The 13,011-nt window shown below is 61.6% G+C and carries 9 protein-coding genes and 1 riboswitch; of the genes, 3 read left to right on the top strand and 6 right to left on the bottom strand.

The window, feature by feature from the left end:
* Nucleotides 1–12: 12 nt before the first annotated feature.
* From M1B35_RS03895 to M1B35_RS03875, 5 genes are all read right to left on the bottom strand, one after another.
* Nucleotides 13–2,748 (bottom strand): winged helix-turn-helix domain-containing protein, encoded by a 2,736-nt coding sequence (locus tag M1B35_RS03895; protein ID WP_268261266.1) that lies wholly within the window; start codon nt 2,746–2,748, stop codon nt 13–15.
* Between the two features lie 245 nt (nt 2,749–2,993).
* Complete coding sequence (locus M1B35_RS03890) at nt 2,994–4,358, bottom strand: DUF1329 domain-containing protein (protein ID WP_123337958.1); 1,365 nt, start codon at nt 4,356–4,358, stop codon at nt 2,994–2,996.
* Nucleotides 4,359–4,388: 30 nt separating this feature from the next.
* A complete protein-coding gene (locus M1B35_RS03885) occupies nt 4,389–6,245 on the bottom strand; it encodes a DUF1302 domain-containing protein (protein WP_268261265.1) in 1,857 nt (618 codons plus the stop codon).
* Nucleotides 6,246–6,581: 336 nt separating this feature from the next.
* Entirely contained in the window at nt 6,582–8,264 is a 1,683-nt protein-coding gene (locus tag M1B35_RS03880) for a fatty acid--CoA ligase (RefSeq protein WP_123337780.1), read from the bottom strand.
* A gap of 184 nt (nt 8,265–8,448) precedes the next feature.
* Nucleotides 8,449–9,078: a LysE family translocator gene (locus tag M1B35_RS03875; RefSeq protein ID WP_268261264.1), complete on the bottom strand. Its 630-nt coding sequence runs from the start codon at nt 9,076–9,078 to the stop codon at nt 8,449–8,451.
* An 84-nt stretch (nt 9,079–9,162) separates the two neighbouring features.
* Here M1B35_RS03875 and M1B35_RS03870 point away from each other — a divergent pair, with 84 nt between their 5' ends.
* From M1B35_RS03870 to M1B35_RS03860, 3 genes are all read left to right on the top strand, one after another.
* On the top strand, nt 9,163–10,128 hold the full coding sequence (locus tag M1B35_RS03870; RefSeq protein WP_268261263.1) for a 2-hydroxyacid dehydrogenase: 966 nt from the start codon (nt 9,163–9,165) through the stop codon (nt 10,126–10,128).
* Between the two features lie 32 nt (nt 10,129–10,160).
* Nucleotides 10,161–11,159: a class I SAM-dependent methyltransferase gene (locus M1B35_RS03865; RefSeq protein ID WP_268261262.1), complete on the top strand. Its 999-nt coding sequence runs from the start codon at nt 10,161–10,163 to the stop codon at nt 11,157–11,159.
* 51 nt (nt 11,160–11,210) lie between these two features.
* Nucleotides 11,211–11,335: riboswitch (yybP-ykoY riboswitch) on the top strand.
* An 88-nt stretch (nt 11,336–11,423) separates the two neighbouring features.
* Nucleotides 11,424–12,008 carry a TMEM165/GDT1 family protein gene (locus tag M1B35_RS03860; protein ID WP_123337788.1) on the top strand — a complete coding sequence of 195 codons (585 nt, stop codon included), beginning with the start codon at nt 11,424–11,426 and terminating at the stop codon, nt 12,006–12,008.
* 85 nt (nt 12,009–12,093) lie between these two features.
* On the opposite strand, the gene M1B35_RS03855 is transcribed toward M1B35_RS03860, so the two are convergent.
* A complete protein-coding gene (locus M1B35_RS03855; RefSeq protein ID WP_123337790.1) occupies nt 12,094–12,912 on the bottom strand; it encodes a M48 family metallopeptidase in 819 nt (272 codons plus the stop codon).
* Nucleotides 12,913–13,011: the final 99 nt, after the last annotated feature.

The following is a 13,011-nucleotide window of genomic DNA, read 5'->3' as shown; positions in this document are numbered from 1 at the left end:
ACAGACGCCTCCTCAACCCAGCAACCCCAAATCCTGAGCTCGGGCCACCGCCTGGGTCCGTCGCTCCACGCCCAGCTTGCTGTTGATATGGCTGGCGTGAGTTTTCACCGTGTGCAGGGAAATGAACAACCGCTCGCTGATTTCCTGATTGGAGCAGCCGTGAGCAATCAACTGCAGCACCGCCAGCTCCCGGGAGCTCAGGGTCTCACTGTGATGCGCAGCCTCGCTGACCTCTCGTGCAGCGGCCTGCGGCAGCCGCGCCAACAAGGCCTCGGCCAAGGGGCTTTGCTGAGCCTGCTGCAACTGCTCGCGCAACCACTGGGGGTGCTCGCGAATCAACCCGTCGAACGGCTGCAACGCCCCTCCCTGGGCCGACTCCAGGGCCTGGATAAACGCCTGGCGAGCCTGAGGGGCACGGCCGCTGGCCAGCAGCAAACTGACCTTCTGACTCAGGGCCATCAGGCTCAGCAACTGCCGACCACTTTGCTGGCCGTGTTCAAGCAAGCGCTCCAGGCGCTCCTCGGCAAGCTCCGGCTGGCCCTGGATACGCTCCAGCAGCGCCTGTTGCAACTCAATGTGCAGCGGCAGTTGCGGGTGGAATTCCGGTGGTGCCGCGGCCTGGCCGCCGGTGTAGGTCTGGCCCAGGCGGGTGAGCCAGGCCTGGGCCAGGTCAGTACGGCCCTGAGCTAGCCACAGCTCGCACTTCACCAGGGTAATCATCGCCAGGTAGTAGATCGGCGGCACATCCCAGATGTGCATCAGGCGCTCAGCCTCGGCCAACTCGGCAAAGGCCCTGGCGAACTGCCCGGCCTGGCCTTCCAGCTTGGCAATCACGCAATGCCCGATCAGCACGCTGATATCCCGGCAGGCACGGGCCTCCACCAGCCCGGCCTGCAAACGCGCCAACCCCGCCTCGGGCTGCAAACGCAGGGTCAGCAGATAACCTTCGTACAAAGTCAGCCGGGCACGCACCGCATACAAGCGTTGCGCCGATAAGCCCAGCAGGCGCTCCTGGCCCAGGCGCACCTCTTCCTGGGCCCTCAACACTTCGCCACGGGCCTGCAGCACCCGCGCCCGATCGTAATGGGACAGCGCCTCGAACAACGGATTGCCGACCCGCTGCGCCAGCTCCAGCGACTCGCGGTTCAGGCTCCGGGCACGCCACAGGTCGGCGTCGGCAATGGCCAGGTTGGACAGGGTCGACAGGCACATCAGGCGTTGCCCATAACGCTTGTGGGGCAAGCTGGCGAGCGCCTCGCTGCAATAGCTCAGGGTCAACTCACGGTGGCCTCGGCCCCGGGCGATAATGCCGCTCAAGGCCAGCCATTGCGCGAGCATGGACTTTTGCGCCGTGGCCGAAGGCGCCGGCAGGAAGCGACTCAAATGGGCCGCCAGCTCCTCGGCAGCATCCAACTGACACGCCAGCCCCAAGGCCCAGCTGTACAGCACAATCAGGCGCGGCGTGCTGATCAGCAGGCTGTCGGGCAGGTCCATTTTCCAGCGCAGCAACATGCCGACGTTCTGTTCCGCCAGCAGTTGTTCTTCAGACAGGTTCTGCACCAGGTTGGCCGCCACATCCAGGTGACCGGCGCGCAAGGCCTGCTCCACCGCCTCGTCCAGCAGCCCCTGGGCGTTGAACCAGCGACAGGCCCGCAGGTGCAGGCTGGCCGCGGGCACGACCGCATCGGCCGTTGGGCGGGTGCGCAACAGGTCGGAAAACAGGTGGTGATAACGGTACCAATGGCCGTGTTCGTCCAGCGGCACCAGGAATACTTGATGGGCCTGGAGAAACCGCAGGATCTCGGCACTGTCATGGGCTTCGCGAATGGCGTCGCACAGTTCGCTGCAAAAACGCTCTTGGGATGCGGTGTCGTACAGAAAAGCTTGCACCTCGGCGGGCAGGCAATCGATGACCTCTTCCAGCAAATAATCGCGAATCAGCCCCTCACCGCCGTGCAGGACCTGGGGCAAACCATCACTCCCGGCCTCGGACGCGGCCAACAGCCAGAAACGCAACCCGGCCACCCAGCCTTCACTGCGCCGGATCAGGTTTTCCAGGGCCTCGCCGCGCAGTGAACTGCTGTGGCGATCAAGCAATCTCAAGGATTCGTCATGGGTCAGGCGCAGATCCTGCTCATGCAATTCGAGCAACTGCCGCGACAAGCGCAAGCGAGCCAGGTGCCAGTCCGGGCGTTGCCGGCTGGTGACCAGCACCAGCAAGCCATCGGGCAGGTGGTTGAGGAAAAACTGCAGGCAACGGTCCAGCACCGGGCCCTGGGCCAAGTGATAGTCGTCGAGGACCAGTAACAAGGGCGAAGCGCTGGATAAATGCACCGCCAACTCATCCAGCAGCCCGTCCAGCCACTCTTCGAAGGCGAACGGTTGATGGCGTTGGCGCATTTTCAGCAGCCCGAGGGATTGGCCACCCAGCAGGGGGAAATATTGCTGCAGGCCCTCCATCAGCCGTTCGAGAAACCGTCCCGGATCGTTGTCCCGTCGGCTCAACCCCAGCCACAGGCTGTGCCAATGACTCGGCAGGCCCTGGCAAAACTCCACGGCCAGGGAGCTTTTACCGAACCCGGCGGGCGCGCACACCAGCAACAGGCGCCCGCTCAAGCCGGCACTCAAGCGCTCGCACAAACGGCCTCGTGGAACATGGCCATCGGGCAAGGGAGGTCGATAAAAGCGCCCTTCCAACGCGGGAATTGCCGCACTGGCAGGTCCTGGAATTCGGGACAGCTCAGTCATAGCCAACTCTTATTGATGTGCGGGTGTCGGCGTCGCAGATGCCCGCAGACTAGCCGTAAAAACCGGCCATTTGGAGATTTTTGCTACAGATGGATAGAAAACGCCTACAAAGAAAATGTAACGATCTGTAGTCGAGCCAGATTTATCCCAATGAACATTAGACCAAGCCACAAAAAGTCCAAAAAAAACGCCCCCGAACCAGTCGGGGCGTTTAGCGAGGATGCGGCCTCTATAGGTACAACCGATTAACGCACGCCGTCTTGGCGCAGAGCGGCGGGGGTGAAATCGCTGGTGGTGGCGGTGAAGCCAAAGTCGTAGGCCTGTTTCTCTTCGTTCTTCATGCCCAGCGCCAGGTAGCGGCCGGACTGCAGGTCGTAGAGGGTTTCCAGGGCGTACCACGGCACTTGCTTGTCGTAGTAGTTCTCGGCATGGGCCTCGGCCACGCGCCACAGTTGGCCGCGACCGTCGTAATGATCGATCACTGCCGCCTGCCAGGTGTCCTCGTCGATGTAGAAGTCACGCTTGGCGTAGATGTGACGCTGGCCTTCCTTCAAGGTGGCGACCACGTGCCAGACACGGCGCAACTCATAGCGCGCCAGGTCCTGGTTGATGTGGCCGGCCTTGATGATGTCGGCGTACTTCAGGGTCGGCGAGTCGAGCTTGTAGCTGTCGGAGGCGATGTACATCTCCTTCTTGCCTTCCAGCTTCCAGTCGTAGCGATCCGGGGCGCCGTTGTACATGTCCAGGTTGTCGGAGGTACGCAGGCCATCGGCGGCAGTACCCGGGCCGTCATAGGACACTTGCGGCGCACGACGCACACGGCGTTGGCCGGCGTTGTAGACCCACGCCGAACGCGGTTCCTTCACTTGGTCCAGGGTTTCGTGAACCAGCAGCACGCCACCGGCCAGGCGCGCCGGGGCGGTCACTTTCTGCTTGAAGTAGAACAGGATGTTGCCCGGGTTTTTCGGGTCGTAATCCTTCATCTTGTCGCGGAACACGAACTGGTCCTGGAAGTACACCAGGCTGTAGGAGCCGTTGGCTTGCGGTGTGGCCTGGGTCACCAGGCGGGTCACGCTGCCACCGCGATAACGGGTGATGTGGTTCCAGATGACTTCCACACCGCTCTTCGGAATCGGGAACGGTACGGCAGTTTCGAAGTTCTCCAGGCCGTTGCCGCCAGACACCAGGTTGGTGTTGGTGGCGTTGCGCTTGATAGCGGCGAACACATCCGCGGGCACTGTAGCGCCACGATGGGACGGGTAGACCGGCATCTTGAAGGTTTCCGGGTAGCGCTTGAACATCGCGTACTGGCCGGGTGCCAACTTGTCTTTGTATTGATCGACGTTCTGCGCCGTGATGGTGAATTGCGGCTGCTCACTGGCGTAAGGGTTGGACAGGAACCCCTTGCTGTCCACAGTCCCGGCATTGGTCGCCAACGGCTTCCAGGCGGGAATGGTACCGGCGGCGTTGCCGGCCATTTCCGCGCCCATCGGCGTCAGGCTGGTGCCGAGCTTGGCCGCTTCGTCGGCCGACACCGCGGCCATGACGCTGGTCGCCAACAGCGACAGGCCTAGCACACCGATATGCAACAGACTCTTGGTGGTTTTCATCATGTTGTTCTTCCTGAAAAGACAGTGTGCTTAGAAGTTCGCGCCAACGCTGAAGGCCACGAAGTCCCGGTCGTCCACGGTGCTGTAATCGCCGCCAAAGAAGTTGGTGTAGGCCAGGCTCGCGGTGTAGGTGTTCTGGTACTCGGCGTCCAGCCCGAGGCTGATGGCCTTGCGACCTTCCTCGAAGTTGCCGCCAGGGCCTGGCGAGTAACCTTTGACGTCATGGGACCAGGCCACGTTGGGCTTGAAGTTGACGCCTGCGAACACATCCGGGTATTCCCAGATCGCCCGACCGCGGTAGCCCCAGGACGTGGCGGTGGTGAAGCCGTCATTGTTGCAGTTGCTGTTGACGTTGCTGGCAGTGGTACCCGCACCCGCTGCGGTCCCGGCGTTAAGGGTGGTGCAGAAGCCATTGGGCAACTCGCCTGGACCGAATACCGGGTCACGGCCATAACGCACATCGGATTTGCTTTCCAGGCCGCCCACATGGGTCACGCCAATCTCGCCCACCAGGGTCAGGCGGCTGGCGCCCATGACCTGATCGAGGAAGTGGGTAAAGGTGGTCTGGAACTGGGTGACTTCCTTACGCCGATAGCCATGCAGGTCCTGGCCTGGACTCCCCTTCAGCAGCGACGCATCTTGAAAGCCGCCAATGGGGGTCACACCCGCATACAGGATGTCGGTGGAGTTCAACTGCACCGGTGCGTTAGGCCGGTAGCTCAACTCGCCGCTCCAGGCGGTGCCGGTGGGCAAGGTGGTCGAGAAGCTCAAACCGTACAGGCGAATGTCTTCCGGGTACTCGACGAAGTAGTTGGAGTTGCCGGCGACGATCAACGGCCGTGCGCCCGCGAGAGGCCCCAGCGGCACGTTGTAGTAGAACTGCGAGGCGCCCTGGGCGCTGAAGATTGGCGCACGGCTGTGATAGTTCATGAAATAGGCGCCGAACTCGGTGTCCAGCGGCTCAAAGTTGTAGTGGAAGGCCACCCCGAACTGACCACTGTCACGGGCATCACGATCTGGGCCACGGCGAACCAGGGCACCTTCTTCGTTAACGTCCACGCCCAAGGCATCGATGGTCGGAAGCGCCAATGGGTTGATGGTCGAACGCTTGTTCAAGACGCGCAGGTTGTTGTCACAGCCGTCGGAAATGATGTCCGGCTGGGAGAAGAAGGTGCCGCAGTTGTCGGTCACCGTCTGGTCCCATTCCAGTTGGTAGAACGCCTCGGCCGAGAGGTTGTCGGTCAGGGTCTGGGACACGTAGAACATGTTGACCGGGATCAGGCCTTCCTTGATCTCTGCGCCTGGACGACGGAACGCCGAGACGTCGATCGGGTTGATCGAGTTGATGCCGCCACCGATAAAGGTGCTCTCGCCCCAGCTCACCACCTGCTTGCCGAAACGCACGGAACCCGGCTGATCGGCAATCGCATAGTTGTGGTAGATAAAGGCGTCGAGGATCTGCCCGCCGGAGGACTTGGCGCCTTCCTTGCGGTTGTTGTCGCTGATGTCCTTGAACAGGCGACTTTCGTCCTTCAGCTCAAAGTCATACCAGTACTTGCCACGCACAAAGACGCCGGTGTCACCGTACTTCAGCTCCAGGTCATGAATGCCCTTGAAGATCTTCGAGAAGGTTTCCCCACGCTTGAAGTTCAGGTGACCGTCGTCGGAAGTTTGCGACAACCCCTTGCCGCCATTGTTGGCGCCGATCAGGTCGCGATTGGCTTTTGACGTAGACCAACTGGCCCCCAGCGACAGGGACGAGTCGAAGCTGCCTTCGATTTCACCGACGTTGAAGGTGACACCGAATGCCGGGCCGGCGAGCGTTGAAGCGAGGCTGACGGCCAGAGGCAGTTTCGCCCGGCGCCAGAACTGGTTTGCAGAGGTCATCGACGCTACTCCATGTGCATTATTGTTATGGCAGTGAGTTCTTCTAAAAACACTTCGAAAGAAGGGCAAACAAACCTTGCGTCCCCCTCCAAAGTTGCATGGCGCAGCGCACTGCGCGGTGCATCGTTCTTAAGAATTCCTTGAACGGACTATATCCAGCAGGGGGTAGTGCTTGATCCCTCTAAAGTGTGATTTGCAGACCCCGCGCGCGCTGGAGCGCCCCTTTGCCATACCAGCAGAAACTGGCGATGGGAGAATGGCTGAAAATTCGGATTTCACAAGCCAAGCGCTTGCTTGGTGGGCATGTCGTGCCCTTTCGGGCACGACAACGGACGCTCAGAGCGTGGAGAGGAAGGTGCTATTACTGGCTTGCCATTCGCTGATATCGACGCGGATGCGCTTCTTGTCGAGCTTACCGACGCTGGTCTTGGGAATTTCAGTAACAAGGGCGATCTGACTGGGGATGGCCCACTTGCTCAAGTGCCCCAGTTCGACAAAGGGCTTGAGGTGTTCCTTGAGTTCCTTGGCCCCGATCACATGGCCTTCACGGATCACCAGCAGGGCAAACGGCCGCTCGCCCCACTGCGGGTCGGCAATCCCCACCACTGCTACTTCACGTACCGCCACATGGCGGCTGATGAGGTCTTCCAGGTCCAGGGAGGAGATCCATTCGCCGCCGGTCTTGATCACATCCTTGATACGGTCGCGAATATCGATCACGCCCATGCTGTCCAGGGTCGCCACGTCACCGGTGTGCAGCCAGCCGCCGTGCCACAGTTCGGCGCCTTTTTGCGGCTCGTTGAAATACCCTTCGGTCAGCCACGGCGCACGCAACACCAATTCGCCCTGGGATTCGCCATCCGCCGGGAGGAAGTTGCCTTCAGCGTCAATGATCGCCGCCTCCACCAAGGGGCCTGGCACCCCGGCCTTGATCCGGTAGGTGGTGCGTTCGTCTTCGCTGCCTGCCATCAGTTCGTCATTGAGGTGGGCGCAGGACACCAGAGGACCGGTTTCCGACATGCCATAGGCGGCCGTCAACTGGATCCCCTTGGCCTTGGCGGCGTCGTACAGAGCGCGGTTCAGGGCGCTGCCGCCAATGACAATCTTCCAGCCGCCGAAGTCGGTGCCTTGGGCGGCCTTGGCATTGAGCAGCATCTGCAGGATGGTGGGCACGCAGTGGGAGAAGGTGACCTTTTCCTTGCGCCACAACTCCACCAGGAACTCGGGGTCGTAGCGGCCGGGGTAGACCTGCTTCAGGCCCAACATGGTGGCCACGTACGGCAAGCCCCAGGCATGCACATGGAACATAGGGGTAATGGGCATGTACACATCGTTGCTGCCCAGCAGGCGTACGCTGTCGATGGAGCCCATGATGGTCGACACGCCCATGGTGTGCAGGACCAACTGCCGATGGGTGAAGTACACGCCCTTAGGGTTGCCGGTAGTACCGGTGGTGTAGAAGGTGGTGGCAACGGAGTTTTCGTCGAAATCCTCGAACGTGTACTGGGTACTGGCAGCGGCCAGCAAGGTTTCGTACTCGCCCACCAGGTTCGGCAGTTCCGCGGTTTTTTCCGGGCCGTCGGTGAGCAGCAGGGTCTTGTCCACTGTGGTCAGGTGCCCGGCGATCGCCTGGTAGAGCCCTACAAACTCACTGTTGACCAGCACGAAGCGGTCTTCGGCATGGTTCATGGTGTAGAGGATCTGCTCCGGCGACAGGCGCACGTTGATGGTGTGGATCACCGCGCCGATCATCGGGATGGCAAACATGCATTCTAGGTAGCGATGGCTGTCCCAGTCCATCACCGCCACGGTATCCCCGGCCTTGACCCCGGCCTCGGTCAGTACGTTGGCCAACCGCGCCACACGCTCGATCAGGGTCGGGTAGGTGTAACGCAGCTTGTCCCGATAAATGATTTCGCGGGTTTTCTCATAGCGGGCGCCCGACATCAGCAGCCGTTTGATCAGTAGTGGGTATTGGTAAGCACCGTCGGCGGGCGGAATCACACGAGTCTGCAACATAAGAATCCCTTTTCTGACTGCTCGGTCGTAGCTGAAGAATGCTCACTCTAGAGCTCCTGCGCCACCGCTAAATCAGCCAAAGGGATGATTTGCAGGGCCCCCAAATACTAGCTTTAAGCCAGTATTTGTGGGGCAATCCAGGGCTCCAGGCCCTTGAATCAGCCGAATCGGCGCCCTGCCCCGCTCAATGCATCTCGGTAAAAGCCAATTTCACACCGATGGCGATCAGCACCGCGCCCATGGTCCGATCAAACCAGTGCCCCATGCGGGCAAACCCGGCGCGCACCCGCTGCTGGCTGAACAGCATCGCCACCAGGCAGAACCAGACCGCCGTGGCGGCCGCCAGGTAGACGCCGTAACCGGCCTGGATCGCCAAAGGCGTATGCGGGTTGATGACCACGGTGAACAGCGACAGGAAGAACAGTGTGGCCTTGGGGTTCAGGCCATTGGTGACAAAACCGGAAGTGAAGGCACCGCGGGCCGTGCGCTCGCCAGCCTCCTGCTGCAGGTCATCCGCTGCCGGCTTGGCCGGCTGCGCGCGCAGGGCCTTGAAGCCGATGTACAGCAGGTAAGCCGCCGCCAGCCATTTCAGGGCGTTGAACAGCACGATCGACTGGGACACGATCAGGCCGATGCCCAGCAGCGAATACCCCACATGCAGAAAGATGGCCGAGCCCACACCCAGGGCGGTCCAGGTGCCAGCACGGCGGCCATGGGTCACGCTTTCGCGCACCACCACGGCGAAGTCAGGCCCGGGGCTGGCCACGGCCAGCAGGTGAATCAAGGCAACGGTCAGAAACTCGGTGAGGTACATGGACGCTCCTGCATGTGTCTAATTATTTCATCTGTTAGGCTCGGCAGATTACGCCTTCGAACCCTTGTGCAAAAGGTACAGTTGATGACCAACAATCACCGCGCGGTCTTCCTTGATCACCCTTCCCTGGACCTCGGGGACCTTGATATGACCCCGCTGCGCGAGACCTTCAGCGAGTTGGAGCTCTGCGCGCAAACCGCACCTGAACAGGTGATCGAACGCCTGCAGGGGGCGCAGGTCGCCATCAGCAATAAAGTGCTGCTGGATGCGCGCACCCTGGCTGCGTGCCCCGATCTGCGACTGATCCTGGTGGCCGCCACCGGCACCAACAACATCGACCTGGCCGCCGCCCGCGCCCAAGGCATCAGCGTCAGCAACTGCCAGGGCTACGGCACCCCCTCGGTGGCCCAGCACACCCTGATGCTGCTGCTCAACCTGGCCACCCGCCTGCGGGACTACCAGGACGCGGTCGGTGCCGGTCGCTGGCAGCAAGCCAAGCAGTTCTGCCTGCTGGACTACCCCATCATCGAACTCGAAGGCAAAACCCTTGGCCTGCTGGGCCACGGTGAGTTAGGCAGCGCCGTGGCGCGCCTGGCGGAAGCCTTCGGCATGCGTGTGTTGCTGGGGCAGATTCCCGGTCGCCCCGCCCGGGCCGACCGCCTGCCCTTGGACGAGCTACTGCCCCAGGTCGATGCCCTGACCCTGCACTGCCCGCTCAACGAACATACCCGCCACATGATCGGCGCCCGGGAGCTGGCCTTGCTCAAGCCCAGCGCCCTGGTGGTCAACACCGCTCGCGGCGGCCTGATCGACGAACAAGCCCTGGCCGACACCTTGCGCAGCGGCCACTTGGGCGGCGCAGCCACCGATGTGCTGAGTGTCGAACCGCCTAGCGCTGGCAATCCGTTGTTGGCCAATGACATCCCGCGCTTGATCGTTACGCCCCACAACGCCTGGGGGAGCCGCGAGGCCCGGCAGCGCATCGTCGGCCAACTGGCGGAAAATGCCCGGGCATTTTTCAACGGCGCACCGCTGCGGGTTGTGAATTGATAAACTGCGCCACTTTTTTTCAGGTGCAGACAATGGACACTCGCAGCGAAGTACTGCTACGCCAGGCTGAATTGTTTCAAGGTTCCCTGCTGCTGGCCGGCTTGCCCGCCGACGATCTGCTCGGTCGTCTGCCCAATGCCCGCGGCTGGTGCTGGCACGCCGGTGACCAGGCCGCCTTGGATGCGCGCTTTGCCGAGCGCAGCCATTTCGGCGTGCACGCCCCCAACGAAGCCTTCGAAACGGCGGTGTTGTTCCTGCCCAAATCCAAGGACCTGACCGACTACCTGCTCAACGCCCTGGCCTCGCGTCTGGCCGGCCGTGAGTTGTACCTGGTGGGCGAAAAACGCAGCGGCGTGGAAAGTGCGGCCAAGCAGCTCAACCCCTTCGGCAAGCCGCGCAAGCTGGACAGCGCGCGGCACTGCCAACTGTGGCAAGTGACCGTGGCCAACGCCCCCGAGGCGGTCGCCCTGGAAAGCCTGGCCCAGGAATATGAACTGCCCCTGGCCGAAGGCCCGCTCAAAGTCGTCAGCCTGCCGGGGGTATTCAGCCATGGACGCCTGGATCGCGGCAGCGCACTGCTGCTGGAGCACCTGGACAAACTGCCGAGCGGCCATGTGCTGGACTTCGGTTGCGGCGCCGGGGTGCTCGGGGCCACGGTGAAACGCCGCTACCCCCACAACACCGTCACTCTGTTGGATGTCGACGCCTTTGCTACCGCCAGCAGCCGCCTGACCCTGGCTGCCAATGGCCTGGAAGCCGAGGTGCTGACCGGCGACGGAATCGACGCCGCGCCCATGGGTTTGAACAGCATCCTGACCAATCCGCCGTTCCATGTCGGTGTTCACACGGACTATCAGGCAACGGAAAACCTGCTGCGAAAAGCCAAGCAACATCTGAAAAATGGTGGCGAACTTCGGCTAGTTGCCAACAGCTTCCTGCGCTACCAACCGCTGATCGAAGAGCATCTGGGGCCCTGTTCGGTCAAGGCCGAAGGCCAGGGATTCCGGATCTACAGCGCCAAGCGTGGTTGAGATTATTTTTCACACACAAGGCTTGCCGAAAGGGTTTTGCCTAGGCAGAATCCGCTCCGTCCTAGGGGAGTAGTCTCCCACGAGCGCCACGCTCGTCCGGCATGCGTCAACATACTTGGTCAACAGACCATGGCGCATGCGACCCAGAGGTTCCGCACAGACGGATCCCGGGGTTTGACAAGACCTATGACACGAACACCTTACCCGGGGCGGGAAGGCTGTACGTGTCATAGCCGTGTCGACCCGCCCCTTAGGAAAACCCTGATGTTGGATTCTCTACTCGTCCCCACCGCAATCGTTGCCTTGGCCGAAATCGGCGACAAGACGCAACTGCTTGCCCTGATTCTTGCCGCACGCTTCCGCAAACCCTGGCCGATCATCGCCGGCATCGTCGCCGCGACCCTGGCCAACCACGCCGCTGCGGGGGCTGTCGGCGCCTGGGTCGGCAGTTTCTTCTCGGACGCAACGCTGCACTGGATACTTGCCGCCAGCTTCACCGCCACTGCGCTCTGGACCCTGGTCCCGGACAAAATGGACGATGACGAAGCCAGCACCGCACGCAAGTTCGGCCCATTCCTGACCACTCTGATCGCCTTCTTCCTCGCCGAAATCGGGGACAAGACCCAGGTCGCCACGGTGATGCTGGCCGCCCAATACCCGGAGCTGTGGCTGGTGATCATCGGCACCACCCTGGGCATGCTGATTGCCAACGTGCCGGTGGTACTGGCCGGTAATTTTGCGGCGGACAAGTTGCCCCTGACCCTGATTCGTCGCCTGGCGGCGTCGGCCTTTGTCATTCTCGCCGTGGTGGCGGTGTACAAGGCCATGCAGAGCAGCGGCTGGCTGTAAATGAAATCGCCGGCCAGTCGGCCCCTACAAAGTACGTAGGAGCTGGCTTGCCGGCGAAAGCGTCACCGAGAATGACGCGGGGGGATCAAGACTTCTTGGCTTGCTCGTACAACGGCATCACCTTGGGAATCGCCGCCTGCAACGAAGCGATACGGCTGGTGGAAGCCGGGTGAGTGCTCATGAACTCAGGCGGTGCGGAACCGCCGGCAGCCTGGCCCATTTTGTTCCACAGGGTAATGGCTGCATTCGGGTTGTAACCGGCGCGAGCGGCCAGCTCCAGACCGATCAGGTCCGCTTCGTTTTCGTTCTCGCGGCTGTTGGGCAGGGTCATCAGCAAGCTCACGCCGTTGTCGCCCAGGGCGACGGTTTGCTGGGAAACCCCGAACAAAGTAGCAATCTGCTTGCCTGCGCCGACCGCGTACTGCTTGGACATGGCTTCACGACCGTGCTCGCGCAGGGCGTGGGCAATTTCATGACCCATCACCGCGGCGATTTCATCGTCGGTCAGTTTCAGTTTTTCGATCAGCCCGGAGTAGAAAATGATCTTGCCGCCAGGACCGCAGTTGGCGTTGAGCTCGTCACTCTTGATCAGGTTGACTTCCCATTTCCACTGCGCGCAATCAGGGCGGAAAGTGGGGGCCTGGGCGATCAGACGATCAGCAATGACCTGCAGACGCTTGGCGTTGGCACTGGTCTTGTCCAGCACACCCTGGCTGCTCGCCTCTCCCAGAGTCTCCTGGTAGGACTGAGCATAGGACTGGTTGACCTCGGCGCTGGACACCATGCTGAACATGGATTGCTTGCGATCCACGCCCACCACGCCTCCGCTGGTGGTGTTGACCGTTTCACAACCGGCGAGCAGAACCGCAGCACTCAGTGCGCACACAACTAATGACTTCTTCATGCAAACCTCCCTGAAAACATGGCGCGTATCCTAAGGGCGGAACTGTATCCGCGCCAGATGCAAAACACGTTATCGGTCGCGATTCAGATACATATGCCA

The sequence above is a fragment of the Pseudomonas morbosilactucae genome, from assembly GCF_023241665.1.
GTDB classification, from domain to species: Bacteria; Pseudomonadota; Gammaproteobacteria; order Pseudomonadales; family Pseudomonadaceae; genus Aquipseudomonas; species Aquipseudomonas morbosilactucae.
The sequence above is the reverse complement of the archived record's forward strand: the minus strand, read 5'-3'. Positions and strand labels throughout refer to the sequence as shown.

Excerpts from the sequence above, each read along its gene's own strand:
- M1B35_RS03895 (WP_268261266.1), bottom strand. The coding sequence starts at position 2,748 with ATGACTGAGCTGTCCCGAATTCCAGGACCTGCCAGTGCGGCAATTCCC.
- M1B35_RS03890 (WP_123337958.1), bottom strand. The coding sequence starts at position 4,358 with ATGAAAACCACCAAGAGTCTGTTGCATATCGGTGTGCTAGGCCTGTCG.
- M1B35_RS03885 (WP_268261265.1), bottom strand. The coding sequence starts at position 6,245 with ATGACCTCTGCAAACCAGTTCTGGCGCCGGGCGAAACTGCCTCTGGCC.
- M1B35_RS03880 (WP_123337780.1), bottom strand. The coding sequence starts at position 8,264 with ATGTTGCAGACTCGTGTGATTCCGCCCGCCGACGGTGCTTACCAATAC.
- M1B35_RS03875 (WP_268261264.1), bottom strand. The coding sequence starts at position 9,078 with ATGTACCTCACCGAGTTTCTGACCGTTGCCTTGATTCACCTGCTGGCC.
- M1B35_RS03870 (WP_268261263.1), top strand. The coding sequence starts at position 9,163 with ATGACCAACAATCACCGCGCGGTCTTCCTTGATCACCCTTCCCTGGAC.
- M1B35_RS03865 (WP_268261262.1), top strand. The coding sequence starts at position 10,161 with ATGGACACTCGCAGCGAAGTACTGCTACGCCAGGCTGAATTGTTTCAA.
- M1B35_RS03860 (WP_123337788.1), top strand. The coding sequence starts at position 11,424 with ATGTTGGATTCTCTACTCGTCCCCACCGCAATCGTTGCCTTGGCCGAA.
- M1B35_RS03855 (WP_123337790.1), bottom strand. The coding sequence starts at position 12,912 with ATGAAGAAGTCATTAGTTGTGTGCGCACTGAGTGCTGCGGTTCTGCTC.